Raw genomic sequence first — 18,769 nt, 5'->3', positions numbered from 1 at the left:
ATGGCGAATTGCCAATAAAGGCGTTAGAATCTGGATATTGGTTTTAGTGAAGTAAATTTGAGGGATTCTCAGTGAAAGTATTTGTTAAGTTAATTGCAGTTTTAGTCGTTGTTTTAGGTTTTAACTCCAGTATTGCTGATGATATCGCTGATAGCATCAAAGAGCGTACCGCACCAGCAGCTAGCATCTGTCTTGCAGGTGATCCGTGCGCAGCAGCTCCAGCACCCAGTGCACCGGCGGAGCCTCGCTCAGGAGAGCAGGTTTACAGCGCTTCCTGTGGTGCTTGTCACGCGGTAGGAGTGAGTGGCGCGCCTAAGCTAGGTGATGCAGCTGATTGGAGTAACCGTCTTTCAGCAAAGGGCCTAGAAACGCTTTATAGCAACGCAATCAATGGTATTAACGCTATGCCGGCGAAAGGTTTGTGTATGGATTGTTCGGATGACGAGATTCATGGCGCTATCGACTATATGCTAGAAAACTCTAAGTAATTCCTCCGTCTGCTTAACGGCATTGGGGAGTTGGAATGAAAATGCCGCGAGTTCGTCTTGCGGCATTTTTTATTCTCAGCTTAGTAAGTTGTAGCGGCGTGCTTGGCTAGTACCTTTCTAGCGCTGCATCCCAGTGATGTATTCTCCTCCCTAGCAGTGATCACCAGTAGCTTCTATCCACACCCGCTCTCAGAGCTGACCGGCACCTACTAGTGCGCCGATAGTAATTCTTTAGCTTGAGTAGATCTTAGCGCTACCCGCTGACGGGATTATGGGTGTGTTAAAGCGGGATGGGCTGACCCTCGGAGCCTAAGATGCTGATATTGGCAGCTACGGCGCACTGGCGGATCAACCCATTAGTTCTCTCAGGATTAATGTTTGCGGGCTAAATGTACAAAATAGCCATGCTTCTCGCAGTGATTAAGCATGTCTTTGATGATTTGCTGTTCGCTATAGCCCATGATGTCGTAGTGTTGGAAGCCTTCGCGCAGATAGACTTCACAGCGGGCGGTTGATACCTCTGAGTCCGTTAGTGCGTCCAGATGATGATCAACTTCACGCAGTTTCAATTGATAAGCGAAGCTTGTGCCGTCGTCAAGCTTAACGGCGAGGGTTACCGCATCCTCCTCAATGGATATTTCGCTATCAACGGACTGTTCGTCGAAGGCATCATGGAGCTCCTGCAACGCTGGTACGCCAACTTCTCTGATGAAGCTGCGAACTTCGTTAGGACTATTGGTGGTATTAAGACGATTAATACGCTCTCGCCAGTCCATGTCCTGATCATGTGGCGTGGTATTCATGGTGTTAAGCATGCTCTCACGCTTGAGCTTCTCGGTATTGAGAGACTTCATTAAAGAAATTACGATGAGTAGAAGCACAAAAGAAAATGGCAGCGCGCTAATAATCGTTGCGGTTTGCAGGCTCTTTAATCCGCCCGCAAAAAGCAAAATCATGGCCACTAGGCCAATGGAGAATGACCAGTAAATGCGCTGCCAAACCGGATTGTTTTCGTTCCCTTTCGCAGCCAGCATATTGACGACAAGTGCGCCTGAATCGGCCGACGTGACGAAGAAGATCACAATCATTAGTATGGCAATGAGAGAGACAACCTCGGTCATAGGAAAATATTCAAGGAATTTGAACAGGGCAATCGCATTGTTCTCCAATACTGCTCCGGACAATGATTGACCATGCTCGCGAATTAAATTAATTGCGCTATTGCCGAAGACTGTCATCCAAGTAAAGGTAAAACCTACGGGGATCAGTATGACGCCAAGAATGAACTCGCGAATAGTTCTACCCCGTGAAATCTTCGCAATAAACATTCCTACGAACGGTGACCATGAGATCCACCATCCCCAGTAGAAGAGGGTCCAACCACCTATCCAATCGTTAGGGGCGTAGGCGTATAAATCGAAGGTTTTACCTACTACTCCAGAAAGATAAATACCGATATTCTGCATCAATGTCTGCATCAAGTGGACAGTCTCACCCGTTGTAAAGACGAGTATCAGCAATAGTACCGCCAGAGACATATTCACTTGCGATAGGATCCGAATCCCTCGGTTAAGACCAGATAGCACCGAGGCCGTGGCCAAAATGGTAACCGCAACAATGATTCCTGCTTGGATGCTAACGGAGTTTGGCACATCGAATAGGTAATGAAGGCCCGCGTTAATTTGGGCGACACCGAAGCCAAGCGATGTGGCGACGCCAAGCACCGTTCCGATGATGGCAAAGATATCTACCGAGTCACCAATTGGGCCGTAGATTCTATTGCCTAACACTGGGTATAGGGTTGACCTCAAGGTGAAGGGTAAATTATGACGATAGCCGAAGTATGCTAGTGCTAAGCCAACTAGTGCATAGATACCCCAGGCATGTAAGCCCCAGTGAAAGAAGGTGATTTCTAATGCCTGTTCCGCCGCCTCAATGGTCTCTGGTGTGCCCACGGGTGGCATTAAATAGTGCATTACCGGTTCAGCGACGCCAAAGAATAGTAGTCCGATACCAATCCCAGCTGAAAATAGCATCGAAAACCAGGTTGGGTAGGAGTAGTCGGGTCTGGAGTCATCAGGACCTAAACGTATATCACTGAGACTGCTTGCCGCGAAATAAATCAAGGCGATGGCGATTGAAGCTACCACCAAAACGTAAAACCAACTGGCGGAATCTACTATTTGGCTCTGTGCAGCGATAAAGGCGTGTTCAGTCCAAGAAGGCGCGGCAACAGCCAGAACAATTAAAGCAACTAAGAGTGCGCTGGAAGTAATGAAGACATTACTGATGCCTTCTCGTTTAGGGCGCTTATTCTGCGGGCTTTCGGAACTATTAACCACGGATTGTATCCTTATTGCCTACACCAGCTTGGGGAAACCACTATCCAATTAGGTAGAACTCAAATTGTTTGTTGGGTTGTAAAACGTTAAACTAGGCTATCTAATTTCCAATTGTTTTACGATGTTAGCTGAATTTTAAAAGAAATTCTTTACTAAATCGCTCAATTAGAAAGTATCAATAAAGGTTAGAAGTCAAAGGGATATTATGAATAGAAGCATTATTATTACCGCTGCAATCACCGGTTCAGGTGATACCGCCGACAAGACGCCTCATTTGCCAATTACTCCTGCAGAAATTGCTCGAGATGCGATTGAAGTGGCGAAGGCCGGTGCTGCAATTGCCCATATTCATGTTCGCGATCCGCAGACTGGAGCGCCAAGCCGAAAGCTAGCGCTCTACCAAGAAGTGGTAGAGCGTATCCGTGAGGCGGATACCGATGTGGTAATTAACCTAACTACCGGTATGGGTGGTGACCTCTACCTCGGTCCCGATGACAACCCTTTAGAGCTAGGTGTTGAGACGGACTTAGTGGGTCAGATTGAACGTCAAGCTCATATTGAAACCCTACTGCCGGAAATTTGTTCGCTGGATTGTGGTTCATTTAATTATCCGGCAGGCAATTACGTTTATGTCTCTACGCCAGATATGCTTCGCCTAGGTGCTAAGCGCCTACTAAACCTTGACGTTAAGCCTGAATTGGAAGTTTTCGACCTTGGCCACATTTGGTTTGCTAAGCAGATGATGCAAGAGGGTCTGTTGAAAGCCCCACCATTGTTCCAAGTATGTATGGGTGTTCGTTGGGGTGCAGAAGCAAGTACACAGAACTTCCAAACAATGGTCGCTAATTTGCCTGCTGAAGCAAACTGGGCGGGCTTTGGACTTGGTGCCATGGAAATGCCTATGGTTGCTCAAGCGGCGCTGCTTGGCGGAAACGTTCGCGTTGGTTTAGAGGATAATCTATTCCTCAGTCGAGGTCAGTTGGCTACCAACGCGCAGTTGGTTGAACGTGCTCGCAACATTGTTGAGCTCATGGGTGCTAGTATTCAAACGCCAGCACAAGCTCGCGAGCAGCTAGGACTTGTAAAGCAGGAAGCTAAAATCAAAGCGTTCAGCGGTGGCGCAGCGCTAGCAAGCTAGTCCAAGTTCAATTAGGCTCAACTATTCGACCACTAAAGCTTTTAGGGCATGAGTTCATGACGATCAACAATGTTGTTTTCCAAGCTGTTGCACATCCATGGATGTGTGACGCCATGCTACATCTCACGACTCGCCATTATATGGCGATGTTCGATGATGCGAGCTATCACTTCCTGCATAAAGTGTTTGGCTGGACTGCCACGCAGGTGAAAGAAGATGGAATTGGCTTCGCTGATGTGAAGCATGTGATTGAGTACCAAGCAGAGGTTGGCAGCGGGGAATTGCTGTCCATCTCCGCGCAGCTAACGAAGCTAGGCGGCAAGTCGATGACGGTGTTGTACAGTATGTATAACAGTCAAACAGCAGAGCTGGTGGCAACGCTAGAGAGTACCTCGGTACTGTTTGATACCAATGCCAGAAAAGCCATCGCATTCTCTGATGATTGGCGGGCGCGGGCAACAGCATACTTGGTTTAACAGCATTGATTGGCGTAGTGAAAAATCCAATGGCGAGTGATCTTTGTGAGGCTCGCCATTTTTGTTGGTCACTTCTTTAGTAGATCCCTCAACGAGGCTAGGGTTTCTCGGCCGCGTTCTTTATTCTGCGCCTTCTCTGTATCCGTACCAAAACCAAGTTTATCAATATCTTCTTCGGGCAGTTCATCAAGGAATCGAGAGGGCTGGCACGTCTGCCATTCGCCAAATTGCTTGCGTTTGGCAGCCAAAGTTATCGTTAGGTTTCGCTTTGCTCGGGTTATAGCTACATACGCCAATCGGCGTTCTTCTTCGACATTGCCTTCTTCAATAGAAGAGCGATGAGGCAGAATCTCTTCTTCCCAGCCTAATAGGAATACGTTCGGATACTCCAGTCCTTTCGAGGCGTGAATCGTCAGTAATTGAACTCGATCAGAATCATCTTCTTCCTCTTGTTGCTCAAGCATGTCACGAAGCAGTAATCTGTTGATGACAGCTTCGAGGTCTGCATCCGGATCGTCTTCCTGCAGCCAGCCTAAAGTTTGCTTAAGCTGATCAACGAGCGAATGGACATTGCCCATGCGTTTTTCCGCTACGTTTGGTGAAGAGGCATTCTGATGCAGCCAGTTTTCATAATCTGATTCATCAATCATCGCCCTTACTGCCGCGATGGGATCACCCTCGTCGGCTCGCTGACGCACGCCAGAAATCCAGTCGTGAAAGTCGAATAGTCGCTTCGCTGCCTCGGGCGGAAAGTTAGCGTTTAGGGCATGAGCGTCTCCGCAGGTATTAAAGAGGCTTTGTTCTCTTTGAACCGCAATACCCGCCAGCTTCTCTAGCGTGCTAGGGCCGATTTTTCGGCGCGGGACATTAATGATTCGAAGAAAGGCATTATCATCCGTAGGATTCACCAATAATCGGAGATAGGCCAGCGAATCTTTCACCTCTTGGCGAGAGAAAAAGCTAGTACCACCAGACATAATATACGGAACTTGGAATTGCTGTAGTTTCATTTCCAGCAATCGAGATTGGTGATTGCCTCGGTATAACACGGCAAAATCGCTATACCTACCACCGGTTCGTAAGCGCTGGTCCATGATCTCTGTTGCGACCCGCTCGCACTCGGCGTCTTCATTGGCAGTACGAATGACCCGAATTGGATCACCGTAGCCCATTTCGCTCCACAGTTTCTTATTGAAATCGTGCGGGTTATGATCAATGAGGTGATTCGCTGCTTTGAGGATGCGACTAGTCGACCGATAATTCTGTTCAAGTTTCACTACGTGTAGGCCGGGGTAATCCTTACTAAGCTGGGCAATATTCTCGGGCCTTGCACCACGCCAGGCGTAGATTGACTGATCATCGTCGCCGACTACCGTTAGTCCACCGCGATTACCCAGCAGGGTTTGAATTAACTGATACTGGGCGCCATTGGTATCCTGATATTCGTCAATCAGAAGATAACGTAACTTGGCGCGCCAGCGTTGGAGGATATCGGGATGTTCGTCAAAGAGTAAACTGGGCTGTAAGATAAGATCATCGAAGTCGAAGGCGTTGTAGGCTTTAAGTGCGCGATTGTAATGCTGATAAATAGCCGCAATCTGTTGCTCGCCTTGAGAACCTGCCATCGAAAGTGCCTTCTCAGGTGAGATGAGTTCGTTCTTCCAGTTGGAGATCATATTTTGGATCATCTCGACGTGATCCATATCAATATCCCCGTCTTTCATCATGAGCTCTTTAAGCAGTGCTAACGCATCGGATTGATCAAAGATAGAAAATCCAGGTCGATAGCCTAATGTTCTAAGCTCGCGCCTAATAATCGTCAAGCCGAGGGTATGAAAGGTACAAACCATCAATCCACGTATTTTCTTCTTGTCTACCAGCTGAGCAACCCGCTCCTTCATCTCGCGGGCCGCCTTGTTGGTGAAGGTTACGGCAGCAATAGCCTGGCCAGGATAACCGCACTCTTCAATCAAGTAGGCGATCTTACGGGTGATTACGCTGGTCTTTCCCGAGCCTGCCCCGGCCAGCACCAAGAGTGGACCATCGATGTATTTGACTGCTTCAGCTTGGCGTGGATTTAGTTTGGACAATTGGCTAGCTCCTTCGGGGAACGTTATTGTAAACTCAACGCGCTCGTTAAACGAGCCTCAGATGCGCGAAATAATGGAAATTGCCCATGTCTAACTCCTTGTTGTTAACCAGCTATTCATCTCTTAGCTATACCATCCTTTTCGCTATGCGGTCTGAGGCCGAGCCATTCCTTTCCCTGGGTGAGGTGGAAGTTTTACAGGTTGAGTTTCGAACCACAAGCCAGTTTTTAATCTGGTCAAGCGGGGGTGTTGAGTGTCTGGTTGTGATCGCGGGAGTCAGTAAAATTCACGACTGTGATCGGATTGGCCAAGTTGCTGCGGCGGTCATGGCGAGAGAAGCTCTACTATTGGCACCTAACAGCTGTCTTGTGTCAGCGGGGACCTGTGGTGGAGTCAGCTCCGGATTGGTGGTGGGTGATATAATTGCTGCCCAGTCACCGGCGACCTTTTACGATCATCGCGTAGCGCTTGCTGAATTTACCCACTATGCGGATGGTGGCTATCCGCTAGTCAACCTAGCGCCGTTGCTAGACTCTCCTATTCATTGTATGAAGGTGTCTACCGGCAGTTCGCTTGACCTAAGTGAGCGAGATTCCCTTAACCTAAGCCGTTTGGGAGCCGCGGCAAAGGAGATGGAGCTTGCCGCGGTAGCGCAGGTGGCGGCTGAACTAGGTGGCCACGCCGCTGGTATGAAGGTAGTTGCGAATGCTGCTGGCGACGAAGCGCATGGCGAGTTTGCAGGCAACCTCGATTCGGTTTCGGAGAAACTGGCACTAACCCTAAAGCAATTGCTTCAGAATTCTGCTGGACGCGCGCTTGTTCAAAGCTAACTGTTCAAAGCGCATAGTTTGCTAACACATTTTTCTAGTCTTTGGGACTCAGCGACGCTGAACGAAAGTGTATCGCTTGCATGAGGTGGTTTAACTCAATACCTTCGCTTGCGTGAAAATCAGCAATCGTTAACGCTAAGCGATGAATCCTATCCCAGGCTCTCATGGACCAGCCACGTTGCTCACAGATCTTAGCGAGCTGCTGCTTCAGGCTCAAGGAGAGCGGGGCGACCTCAGCGAGTTGCGAGGAACTCAGATCACTGTTGAAGCAGCCCTGGCGCTCAAGTTGACGTGCACGTGCCTTCGCCACTTGGCCACGAGTTTCATCGGATGAGGTTTGCGATCCATTCTTTCCGTTAATCCATTCGGTCATTGCTACGGGTTTTAATTCAATCATTAGGTCAAAGCGGTCCAATAGTGGGCCACTTAAGCGGCTTTGATATCTGTCTACTTGAGCCTGAGAACATCGACAGGATGCCGTTCCAAAGTATCCACAGGGACAAGGGTTTGTGGCACCAATTAGTTGGAAACTGGCAGGAAAATTGACACGATGACCCGACCGAGAAATGTGAATTTGACGATTCTCGAGTGGTTCGCGAAGGTGATCAAGTATGTGACGCGGGAACTCGGCAAGCTCGTCGAGAAATAAAACGCCGCCGTGGGCAAAGGTGATTTCGCCGGGTTGAGGAGGGTTTCCACCTCCTATTAGCGCGGCGGCGGAGGCCGAGTGATGTGGTGCGCGAAAAGGCCGTGTGCCGAAAGGGTGCGTCTTTCCTACCGCGGAATAAACGGATTGAATCTCCAGTGATTCAGTGAGTGTGCAAGCAGGTAGAAGTGGCGCTAAGCGTTTAGCGAGCATCGATTTTCCTGCGCCTGGAATGCCGTGGAATAGCAGGTGGTGACGGCCCGCCGCCGCCAGCGCTAAACCGTATTTTGCCTCCTTCTGACCAATCACATCACGCAGATCAGGCTGGACGTCGGTGCTTGCAGTTTCTGCGTTGGGGCAAGGTGTTAATGGATGCTGTAGGGCAAGTTGGTCGCAGAGTGATCTCAAGCTACTCGCGTGGAACACTTGGTTGTCAGAGAGTGCTGCGGGCTCGTGTTCCTGGCTAGGGCACACCAGTGTTCGACCACTAGCACTTGCCGCCATCGCCGCAGCAAGTGTTCCGTGAACCACACGTAAGCTGCCGTCTAGCGCGAGCTCGCCGAGATATTCACGATCGCCAATCGCGTGCGGAGGAAGCTGCTGACTCGCAGCAAGAATTCCCAGGGCGATGGCCAAGTCGTATCGTCCTCCTTGCTTAGGAAGGTCGGCTGGAGCAAGGTTGACGGTAATACGCTTAATTGGAAATTCGAAGCCACTATTCTTTAAGGCGCTGCGAACTCGCTCTCGTGATTCCTTGACCGCCAATTCTGGCAGTCCTACGAGGCAGAAATTGGGGAGCCCGTTACTAAGGTGAACTTCCACGCTAACAGATTCGGCAGTGATTCCGCGCATAGCTCGGGTAAAGATTGTTGCTACAGCCATTCGCACCTTCCTTGGTATCCGGCATAACAGGTTGGAATTTCAGCCTACAAAACTTAGCTAGACGAAATGCTTGGACTAACGTTTTTCGAGGGCTTCAAATTGACGTTCTAAATTTTGCAGGCGCTCTCTCGTGCGCATGAGAACTGCACTTTGAGCATCAAACTCCTCACGGCTTACTACATCCATTTTTCGTAACTGAGATTGAAGTAGCGACTTAACGTGGGCTTCAGTGTCTTCGATAGCGCTACTGTTAAAGACTTCTCTGAGTTGGTTAGTAATGGTGGTGAAGTTGGGCTTTTGCATAGTTTTTCTCCTAGTTATCGCTACTTTAGCAAATCTACGTCGCGATGGCAGCTCCGTCTAAAGGTGGTTTCTTTTGTCTTCTGTGCGCTTAGCTAGCAGGTATATAGAGCGTTCTATTCTGGTGCGCGCATTCCAAAATGGTGCCTGAAACCACTTCGGCGCCGCCGCCACGGCAAAGCAATTTAGCCTTCGGAATACTCGTTAGGCCAATACTTTAGGTGGATTAGCGAAGTTGGCACGAATTCTGCTTTGACATCATTGAGTGGACAAGGAAGTGCGCTCAATTGAGCCAAAGTAGCTCATTAGAAAGACTTAATCGCATAGGGTAAAGATCGAACAAAGAGTCGATCATATGCAAAACATTTTCAGGGAGAGTAACCATGTTTTCAAAGAAAGCGTCAGTCGTAGCGTTAACCGCAGCACTATTGGGTTCGGTGTCAGTCAGCACCCACGCAGAAGAAAGTGCTTTTAGTGGCTCAGCAGGCCTATCAACCGCCTATTTACTTCGTGGTTTAGACCTTGATTCTCCTCAGTTCTGGGGCCAGGCCGATTACACCGCAGGAGGTTTCTCTACCTCTCTGTGGATTAGTAGCCTCGCGTCAACTAGTTACGAGTTGAACCTAGTGCCGAGCTATAACTTCGCCGTATCAGAGAATGTCTCCATTGATGTTGGCGCGGTCTTTTACAAGTACGAAGATACTGACTTCGGCGACTATGTGGATCTTACAGCAGGCGTAGGCTTCGGCGACTTCTACGTTGGCTATATGCACACCGTAGGGTCTGACTACGACGACATTGACTGGGACTATCTTACGTTCTCAGGCGAGTTCGGGGCATTTTCAGCGTTGGTAGGTTACGACGCTTGGGACGATGGTATGGATGACGGAAGTTATGTTCACTTAGACCTTAGCTATTCGCTAACAGAGGAACTGTCTTTTACCGTTTCGAAAATTCTGACTACTGATGGTAGCTACGGTGACGGCATCGTGACGAACTACTCGGATGATGTGCAATTTCTAGTGGGATATAGCCTACCTATAGGCAACTAAGACAAGAGCGTAACAGCGGGCACTCAGGTGTCCGCACAGAGGGAGAAAACGATGAAGTTAGTTACTGCAATTATTAAACCTTTCAAGTTGGACGATGTCCGCGAAAGCTTGTCAGAGATTGGTGTTAACGGCATCACGGTGACCGAGGTTAAGGGGTTTGGTCGTCAAAAGGGGCATACCGAGCTCTATCGTGGTGCGGAGTATGTGGTTGATTTCTTACCCAAGGTAAAGATCGAGATTGCGGTGCCTAATGAGCTGGTAGAGACGACTACTGAAGCGGTAGTTCAAGCGGCCGCAACCGGCAAGATTGGCGATGGCAAGATATTCGTCAGCGAACTTGAAGAAGTTATTCGTATTCGTACCGGCGAGACCGGCAACGAAGCAGTTTAACCCGATTTAATAACGAACCATTGGAGGCTCGTAATGAACGAGATCTATGAAATCCAATATGCATTGGATACCTTTTATTTTCTAGTGTGTGGTGCGCTAGTGATGTGGATGGCAGCTGGCTTTTCGATGTTAGAAGCTGGGCTTGTTCGCTCAAAGAATACCACTGAGATTCTTACCAAGAACGTGGCGTTATTCGCAATTTCATGCACCATGTACCTCATCTGTGGTTATGCGATCATGTACGATGGCGGTTTCTTCCTTTCAGGGATCGAAGCATTCAGCCAAGAGGAAGTGCTCGCTTCTTCAGCTGAAGAAGGCTTCGCTGGTGCGTCAGTCTACTCTGCAGCGTCGGATTTCTTCTTCCAAGTGGTTTTTGTTGCTACCGCAATGAGTATTGTGTCAGGAGCGGTTGCTGAGCGAATGAAGCTTTGGGCATTCCTTGCTTTCACAGTTGTTATGACTGGCCTCATCTACCCGCTAGAGGGCAGCTGGACATGGGGTGGTCAGGAAGTATTCGGTTTATTTAGTCTTGGCGATGATTTTGGTTTCTCTGATTTTGCCGGCTCGGGTATTGTTCATATGGCTGGTGCAGCCGCTGCATTAGCAGGTGTACTGCTCCTAGGTGCTCGAAAAGGTAAATACGGTTCAAACGGTCAAGTTAACGCTATTCCTGGTGCTAACCTTCCGCTTGCTACGCTAGGTACCTTCATCCTTTGGATGGGTTGGTTCGGCTTTAATGGTGGCTCAGTCCTTAAGCTAGGCGATGCGTCAAGCGCACATAGCGTCGCAATGGTATTTTTGAACACCAACGCCGCCGCAGCAGGTGGTTTAGTTGCCGCTCTGGTACTGGCTCGACTCCTTTTTGGTAAGGCAGACTTAACCATGGCGTTGAATGGCGCGCTAGCAGGGTTAGTGGCCATCACCGCCGAGCCGTCTACGCCAACGGCGTTGCAAGCAACTCTATTTGGTGCCTTAGGTGGTTTACTTGTTGTATTGTCCATCCTAGGCCTAGAGAAATTGAAGATTGATGATCCCGTTGGTGCTATCTCGGTACACGGTACCGTTGGTCTGCTTGGTCTACTTTTGGTTCCTATTACCAATGATGGCGCAACCTTCGTTGGACAAATCGTGGGTGCATTAACCATCTTTGTCTGGGTATTCTCAGCTAGTCTGGTGGTTTGGATGCTAATCAAGGTTATCTTCGGGATTCGAGTTTCGGAGGAAGAAGAGTTTAGCGGTGTGGATATTGCTGAATGTGGTATGGAGGCCTATCCAGAGTTCACATCGAAGTAAGTTTGACACGTCCCAGTGTGTTGGCGCTCTTTTGAGCGCCTTTTTTTTGCATGAGACCAAATAATTCAAGTGTTCTGTGCGCTAAGTGGTGGATATGTGATCACATTAACAGTTAAAATCTATCCAATAATAAACACTGTCGTACGCTGTAATAGGAAATTTTATGCGCTTCAAAGTAAAACTAGGAGGGTTTGCGCTTCTAGCTCTAATTCCGTCTCTGTCGCTAAGCGAGACGCTTCGTGTCTTCAACTGGTCTGATTATGTTGCAGAGGACACCATCGCTCAATTTGAAGCAAAGACGGGTGTTACCGTTGTTTACGATGAGTACGAATCAAATGAACGGCTAGATAGAGAGCTGCGATCGGGCACAGACGTCTGGGATGTTGTTTTTCCATCGGATAACTTCTTTGTATCCCAGCTTCGCGATGGTCTTTACACACCGCTATCTAAACGTAATATCCCTAACTACTACACAAATTTGGACCGTAGCTTTCTTGCCCGTATGCAAACGGATATTGATCCAGGTAATCGCTTTGGTCTTCCCTACCTCTGGGGTACCACTGGCATAGCCATCGACAAAGCGAAAATAGCTGAGGTAATGGGAGCGGACTTCACGTTCACGAGTTGGGCTCAGCTCTTTGATCCAATGAACCTGCGCAAGCTTCAACGCTGTGGCGTGAACTTTTTTGACTCTCCAGACGAGATGTTGCCACTTGCTTTCCTGGCCCTTGGAAAATCACCAAATGCCAACTCGCCTGCTGATATCCAAGAGGCTGTCAATTTAATTAAACGAGCATCCAACTACGTTGAGTTTTCGATGGAGGACTTCGAAGTTGGGTTGACGTCCGGAGAAACTTGCTTGACCGTGGCGTGGAATGGTGACGTTATTGCCGCGTTTGACGAAGTGGACAACGCCGATAACTATGCATATATCATTCCAGAAGAGGGAAGTATCCTATGGATTGATATGGTGGCTATCCCCGCCAACGCCGCAAACCCAGAGCGAGCTCATGAATTCATTAACTTTCTGCTAGACGCTGAAGTAAATGCTGCAATTGTTAATGAGATTGCCTACCCCTCAGCAGTTCGAGCGGCTGAAGCCTTTGTTGATCCAGAGGTTCAAACCAATGAAGGAATTTACCCTCCGGACTCGGTTCGAGCACGGCTAATTATCCCCGCAGCAGACTCGGATGAAATCACTCAGTTAAAACTTCGCGGCTGGTTATCAATTCGCGGCGCTGACTGGTCTGCCGAATAATCCTTATTAGGTTTGAACTGTCTTTGAACAGTTCAAACCTTACCCTCCCCCTCGCAACACCCCTTGTTAGTTCTCGCTTTAATAGTGGTAGTACCGCTAATTTTAAATATTCATAAGTCCAACCGAAATAACTAATTCTTGAGTCTTCTTTGCATTCGAATGCTGTGCATAAAATAATCAAATTGGATGGCTTTGATCCTTTGTTATTGATCTTTAGAGCATTTAATTGCGTAATCAATAGAGCTGCTGCTTAACAGTGGTGCTTGCACTGGATTCCATTGAACTGCTAAAACGCTATTGGGGTCTCAGTATTTCATCGTCTGTCATAGAAAGGATTTTAAAATGAAAATTAAGGATATTATAGCGCCAAGCCTTCTGGCTTTAGCGATCTCGCCTCTGGCTATTGCCCAGGATGTTTCGGACTATTCAGAGCTTAAAGTCATTACGGACGACTGTGGGGGCGCAGGGTGCTTCGATCGTCGTAACCTAACGTCTGATCAGCTCCAACTGGTATTAGATAGTGCGCAAGCTCAGGCGCGTAAGAGTTTAAACAGTGAATCGCGTAACGCTAGCTCAGCATCGAAGGGCCAGGGCTTGGCGGTTGGACTTGGTAATAACGATACTCAAGTAGTTTACCTAGACTTCGATAACAGCTCACCGTTCTTCTGGGCAGTAATCTTTGGTGGGCAGCTCGCCCAATTCCCTAATTATGAATTTTCTGTCGAAGAGCGTAATGAGATTCAGCGTCGACTAGAGGCTGATTACGCAGGTTTTGATATCAGTTTTACTCAGACTCGCCCAGAGCTTGGTCAGTTCTCAACCCTCAATTTTGAATGTGAAGACCAAATCTGTATTGACTTTACGGGTGGTATTCTCTTTGGTCGAGCTCAGGGAATTGATATAGGTAATCAGGTTCGTGATGACTCAGCGTTTGTTGATGCGAATCTATGGTCGGTGTTTGCCCAGTTAGATCCATCTGGAAACTTCCTAACCTCGTTATCGGGTATTCCCGTTGAAAATGGTGATGTTGCTGCGGCATTATCCACGGCAACGGTGAACCAAGCTTCTAACACAGCGGCCCATGAACTGGGTCATAACCTAGGCTTACGTCATCATGATTCTTTCGGTTCGCCTGGAACCGGCATTCCTACAACTGGCGTTCCGTCGCGCTTTGATTTCTTCCCCGTCTTTGAGGGGCTGGCCGACGGTGACGAAGCTCAGCTGCATATGATGGCATCGGGAGCAAGTGTTGGTATTGGTTTGTCAGATAGTACGCTGCGCGACCGTTTCTTCTCAGAACGTTCGGTGATCAAGTTGGCCGCGGGTGAACGTCCTCGTTTGGTTACCGAATCTTCGGTAACAGGTGGCAACAAATTGGTTCATCTACGCAAGGTAGTGGCGCCGAATACTTTGATAGAGGGTGAAAACGCCGATGGAAAATTGGCTATTAATGAGGCGCTTATTCGAGGCCGAATAGATCAGTCTGGCGAGGTCGACAGCTATCGCTTTCGTGGCAAAGGTGGCTCTTTTGTCAGCGCCGAGTTTAACGGTTTCGACGTCCCGGTAGGCGAGCCTGTCATTGGCGCGGTGTCACTGTATCTTGAATTAGGAGATGGCTCGAGTGAGCTGGTTGCGGAGAACTTTCAGAATTTTGAAGGCTTTGATGCGCTTTTAATTGATGCTGAGCTTCCTGTTGACGGAATCTACCGCCTAGAAGTCAGTGCTCCAAATTTGCTTAGCTTCGGCTACGACTCCGCAGGTAATCCACAGCTATTTCCCTTGGACGAAACGGGTAATGGTTCGCTGCGCACCGGTGACTACAACCTAAGTCTTTATCAGGTAGATGGAAAGCCAGGTCAGGGCGTCAGCTCGGTACCAGGTAGCTAATCACTAGGGTTAAACTCCTGAGGCCAAGGGCGACGCGATAGCGTCGCCCTTTTGGTGTCTGGAAGGTGCTATTTATAGAAAAGCAGTTCAGAGAAGGATAGCGTCGTCAATATTCCATAGATGGCTGGTTTGCTACCGCGCTAGTAGTTTGGGCGCAGTGTCCCAACAAGCTTGCTTGTTAGTGACGGACTTCGGTGGTGCCTCAATAGCTGTTGGTTTATGGCAAAAATTACCATACGCTTGCTACCCCTGCAGGCTCAGTTATCCTGCCCTCAATAATGATATTGTTCTTGAGGATTTCACATGACCATCGCCCAGCAGGTTTTGGCTGTTAATGATGACTTACCCATTCGCACAGATGCCCCCATTCACTCAGGCAAAGTTCGCTCAGTTTACTGGCTAACGGCCACTGACAGTGCGCGTCTGATCCGTGATCGAGGCTATGAGGTACCGGCAGATACTCCGTTAGCAATCATGGTAATCAGCGATAGGCTGTCGGCTTTTGACTGTATCTGGAAGGGAGAAGGTGGGCTGGCAGGTGTTCCAGGAAAGGGTGCCGCGCTCAATGCTATCTCACATCATTGGTTTGAACTATTCAAAGAGCATGGTTTAGCGGGCAGTCATATATTGGAAGTCCCCCATCCGTTGGTCTGGATTGTTCGCAAAGCTAAGCCGGTAAAGATTGAAGCGATTGCCAGAAACTATATCACCGGTTCAATGTGGCGAGCATACAGTCAAGGTGAACGAAACTTCTGTGGGATTGAATTGCCTGAGGGACTCGAGAAGGATCAGAGACTTCCAGACTTACTCATTACGCCCTCTACAAAAGGGATATTAAAGGGAATTCCCGGCGTTCCTGAGGCGGATGATGTCAACATTAGTCGTGCCGACATCGTTGCGAATTACGCCGACTTCAATTTTCTTTCAGTTGACGATATCAGTTGCTATGAGCGCTTTTTGAGTGACGGCTTCAAATTAATCGAAGAAGCCCTGGCGGATGCCGGTCAGATTTTCGTAGATACCAAGTTTGAGTTTGGCTATGTCACCAATAGTGACGGTGAACAGGAGCTTATCTATATGGATGAGGTAGGTACGCCTGACTCATCAAGAATGTGGGATGCTAGCGCTCACGCCAAAGGAAAAATCATTGAAAACTCCAAAGAAGGCTTCCGTCAGCGCCTGCTTGAATACTTCCCCGACGCTGATATCTTACTAAACAAAGAACGAATGGATGAGCGAGAGAAGTTAGCGTCTGACAATGAGCTACCTGCGGAATTTCTACTTGATGTCTCCAAAACCTATCTTAGTACGGTAGAGCAAATCATTGGTCGCAAGTTGGTGCTTTCGGCCAATCCACGTGCTGAAATCATTCACATTTTGGCTGAAGAATTTGATCTGATCGATTAATTTCGTTTCAATCTTCTTAACATGTTCGCCATTTAAGGCGCCTAGCCAGCGCCTACTCACCAATACTCGCCTCATCCCTAATAGCCGCTACAAGATCCGCCTCTACGAGGGGGATAGCAGCGGCTGGTTGCTTTGCTAGACTCTAGGAAAATAGTAGCTCAGGAAGAGGTGAATAGTGCGAAGTTTAATTGCGAGTATAAGTTTAATTGGCGCGCTAATTGGGTGTGATGGCAGTGCACGAACCGAAATGGCAGCCTCGGAATCTTCGCTCCAGCCCCCCAGTCCCCTCAATGCTAATGCACAGTCGCCCGAATTCTCGGAGCCACCCGATTGGACTCTGGATGCGATCTGGTATCAGATATTCGTAGAGCGCTTTTATAACGGTGATACGTCGAACGACCCGCGTCTTGAAGATATTCAGGGCTCCTATCCTGGGATAGCCCCTACAAGTTGGCATATAACACCCTGGACCCAGGATTGGTATCAGTTGGATGACTACGCCCAGGGGAACGACCTTGGCAAAGATTTCTATGGTAATGAGATCAATAGCTTTAATCAAAAGTCGGCGTGGCGCCGCTACGGTGGTGACTTAGCAGGCGTTCGGCAGAAGTTGGACTATATCCAAGCGCTGGGTGTAACGGCGATTTATTTCAACCCACTCAACGATGCGCCATCGCTACATAAATATGATGCCGCTAGCTGGCACCATATAGATAGAAACTTCGGGCCTAATCCCACCGCCGATGTGGCAATGATGGACGAGGAAGATCCGCTAGATAGCGATAACTGGATCTGGACCAGCGCTGATAGGGACTTTATTGAATTGGTAGCTGAATTTCACCAGCGCGATATTCGCGTAATCATGGACTTTTCCTGGAATCACACCGGGATCAACTTCTGGGCTTGGCAGGATGTATTGCTACATCAAAGTCATTCAGAATTCGCCGATTGGTATTGGGTTAAGCAGTTTGATAATCCTGAGACCGATGTATCTGAGTTCGAGTATCGTGGCTGGTTAGGCGTTCATTCATTGCCTGAAATTCGTGAGACTGAATACGCAGATCATAGCGAGCGTACCTACGCCTTTGAAGGTAATATCTTCAGTGAGGCCGCAAAAGCACATATCTTCGCCGTTGCCAGTCGTTGGTTGGACCCTGATGGCGATGGTGATCCAAGCGATGGTGTGGACGGATTTCGGCTAGACGTAGCGGCTGAGCTTCCGCTTGGCTTCTGGAGGGAATTCAGAGCTCATGTTAGGAGTATAAATCCAGAAGCCTACTTGATTGGAGAGGTGTGGTGGGAGAAATTCCCCCATGAATTATTGGATCCTAAACCCTATTTGCAGGGTGATCTATTCGATGCTCATATGAACTATCGCTGGTACCGAATAGCTCGACAACTCATTGCTAGTGCGCCCGATGAGCTTGCCATATCCGCCGCGGTCAGCCGTTTAGAAGATATCAAACAGGGTATATCAACTAGGCAGCTGATGAGCTTCATGAATATGAGCGCGAGTCATGATTCACCTCGGCTTTCTACCTCGCTTTATAACGATAATCTCTACAAGTTCGATGCGTCACCTGCGCCAGATAGGGATTATAAAGTTGAACGTCCTAATGACGTAGCGTTTAATGACGTTAGGCTGTTAATTACTCATCAGTTTAGCTACATTGGCGCGCCACAAATTTGGGCGGGCGATGAGATGGGGATGTGGGGTGCTGACGACCCGCATACTCGAAAACCGCTTATCTGGCCGGAGTTTGAGTTCGATCCTGAAGTAGCGCATCCATTCGGAGAGGAACGGCCGCACGATGAAGTTCGCTTCGATGAATCACTTCATCGCTACTACCAACAACTTGCAGCGCTTCGCAACCAAAGGGTGGAGTTGAGACGAGGAGAGCTCGAACACGTCTTGATCGATGGTAGCGCACGTACTTGGGGATATCGTCGTTGGATTCCGGGGCAGCTTGGAGATAGTTACGTAGTGTTTAACCTTGCTGGGTACTCGCAGGAAATAGAGCTGCCGCTCTCGGTGGCGAGCTGGCAATATCAAAGTCTTCTTTCCGACATTGAGTTGGAGCATCGAGAGCAAAGCATTGTCTTTCACTTACCGCCGAGATCAAGCCTGATAATTAGTTCGGACGGTCCTTAACTGTTAGCTCTCACCTAATGAGTAGAAAATTGAGAATCACCAGCTGAGATCTGCCGTTACGTTGATTGGCTGTTCACGCAAACGGTTGATCCGCCTGTTGTTAATGGTCCTTTTGCCTCGGAGTTGAGCAACTAGCTT

15 protein-coding genes are annotated in these 18,769 nt (G+C 48.6%); 11 read left to right on the top strand and 4 right to left on the bottom strand.

The window, feature by feature from the left end:
• The first annotated feature begins 71 nt into the window (after window positions 1-71).
• On the top strand, window positions 72-488 hold the full coding sequence (locus tag DFR27_RS08180) for a c-type cytochrome (RefSeq protein WP_121876959.1): 417 nt from the start codon (window positions 72-74) through the stop codon (window positions 486-488).
• Window positions 489-859: 371 nt separating this feature from the next.
• Here DFR27_RS08180 and DFR27_RS08175 read toward each other — a convergent pair whose 3' ends face one another.
• Window positions 860-2,830 (bottom strand): BCCT family transporter, encoded by a 1,971-nt coding sequence (locus tag DFR27_RS08175; RefSeq protein ID WP_121876958.1) that lies wholly within the window; start codon window positions 2,828-2,830, stop codon window positions 860-862.
• Window positions 2,831-3,035: 205 nt separating this feature from the next.
• On the opposite strand from DFR27_RS08175, the gene DFR27_RS08170 reads away from it, so the two are divergent.
• Both DFR27_RS08170 and DFR27_RS08165 read left to right on the top strand, forming a co-directional pair.
• Window positions 3,036-3,968 carry a beta-keto acid cleavage family enzyme gene (locus tag DFR27_RS08170; RefSeq protein WP_121876957.1) on the top strand — a complete coding sequence of 311 codons (933 nt, stop codon included), beginning with the start codon at window positions 3,036-3,038 and terminating at the stop codon, window positions 3,966-3,968.
• A gap of 56 nt (window positions 3,969-4,024) precedes the next feature.
• Entirely contained in the window at window positions 4,025-4,444 is a 420-nt protein-coding gene (locus DFR27_RS08165; protein ID WP_121876956.1) for an acyl-CoA thioesterase, read from the top strand.
• A 68-nt stretch (window positions 4,445-4,512) separates the two neighbouring features.
• Here the strand turns inward: DFR27_RS08165 and rep are convergent, their stop codons facing one another.
• Complete coding sequence (gene rep, locus DFR27_RS08160; protein WP_121876955.1) at window positions 4,513-6,534, bottom strand: DNA helicase Rep; 2,022 nt, start codon at window positions 6,532-6,534, stop codon at window positions 4,513-4,515.
• A gap of 86 nt (window positions 6,535-6,620) precedes the next feature.
• Here rep and DFR27_RS08155 point away from each other — a divergent pair, with 86 nt between their 5' ends.
• Window positions 6,621-7,364: a phosphorylase family protein gene (locus DFR27_RS08155; protein WP_121876954.1), complete on the top strand. Its 744-nt coding sequence runs from the start codon at window positions 6,621-6,623 to the stop codon at window positions 7,362-7,364.
• Between the two features lie 34 nt (window positions 7,365-7,398).
• Here the strand turns inward: DFR27_RS08155 and DFR27_RS08150 are convergent, their stop codons facing one another.
• Together DFR27_RS08150 and DFR27_RS08145 are read right to left on the bottom strand one after the other, a co-directional pair.
• Window positions 7,399-8,892, bottom strand: coding sequence for a YifB family Mg chelatase-like AAA ATPase (locus DFR27_RS08150; protein WP_121876953.1), 1,494 nt, complete (start codon window positions 8,890-8,892; stop codon window positions 7,399-7,401).
• A 75-nt stretch (window positions 8,893-8,967) separates the two neighbouring features.
• Window positions 8,968-9,195, bottom strand: coding sequence for an accessory factor UbiK family protein (locus DFR27_RS08145; protein ID WP_121876952.1), 228 nt, complete (start codon window positions 9,193-9,195; stop codon window positions 8,968-8,970).
• A 380-nt stretch (window positions 9,196-9,575) separates the two neighbouring features.
• Between DFR27_RS08145 and DFR27_RS08140 the strand changes: the two genes are divergently transcribed.
• The 7 genes from DFR27_RS08140 (at window position 9,576) to DFR27_RS08110 (ending at window position 18,631) form a co-directional block, all read left to right on the top strand.
• Window positions 9,576-10,244: a TorF family putative porin gene (locus tag DFR27_RS08140; protein ID WP_121876951.1), complete on the top strand. Its 669-nt coding sequence runs from the start codon at window positions 9,576-9,578 to the stop codon at window positions 10,242-10,244.
• Window positions 10,245-10,295: 51 nt separating this feature from the next.
• Complete coding sequence (locus DFR27_RS08135; RefSeq protein WP_121876950.1) at window positions 10,296-10,634, top strand: P-II family nitrogen regulator; 339 nt, start codon at window positions 10,296-10,298, stop codon at window positions 10,632-10,634.
• Window positions 10,635-10,667: 33 nt separating this feature from the next.
• On the top strand, window positions 10,668-11,927 hold the full coding sequence (locus tag DFR27_RS08130) for an ammonium transporter (RefSeq protein WP_121876949.1): 1,260 nt from the start codon (window positions 10,668-10,670) through the stop codon (window positions 11,925-11,927).
• A 163-nt stretch (window positions 11,928-12,090) separates the two neighbouring features.
• Window positions 12,091-13,185: an extracellular solute-binding protein gene (locus DFR27_RS08125; protein ID WP_121876948.1), complete on the top strand. Its 1,095-nt coding sequence runs from the start codon at window positions 12,091-12,093 to the stop codon at window positions 13,183-13,185.
• Between the two features lie 342 nt (window positions 13,186-13,527).
• A complete protein-coding gene (locus DFR27_RS08120) occupies window positions 13,528-15,072 on the top strand; it encodes a zinc metalloprotease (RefSeq protein ID WP_121876947.1) in 1,545 nt (514 codons plus the stop codon).
• A 303-nt stretch (window positions 15,073-15,375) separates the two neighbouring features.
• Window positions 15,376-16,479 (top strand): phosphoribosylaminoimidazolesuccinocarboxamide synthase, encoded by a 1,104-nt coding sequence (locus DFR27_RS08115; RefSeq protein WP_121876946.1) that lies wholly within the window; start codon window positions 15,376-15,378, stop codon window positions 16,477-16,479.
• Between the two features lie 175 nt (window positions 16,480-16,654).
• The gene (locus tag DFR27_RS08110; protein ID WP_121876945.1) at window positions 16,655-18,631 is read left to right on the top strand and encodes an alpha-amylase family glycosyl hydrolase; all 1,977 of its coding nucleotides are present in this window, start codon (window positions 16,655-16,657) and stop codon (window positions 18,629-18,631) included.
• Window positions 18,632-18,769: the final 138 nt, after the last annotated feature.

Origin of the sequence: Umboniibacter marinipuniceus (assembly GCF_003688415.1) — a bacterium.
Lineage (GTDB): Bacteria > Pseudomonadota > Gammaproteobacteria > Pseudomonadales > DSM-25080 > Umboniibacter > Umboniibacter marinipuniceus.
This window is presented reverse-complemented; position numbering and strand designations above follow the sequence as displayed.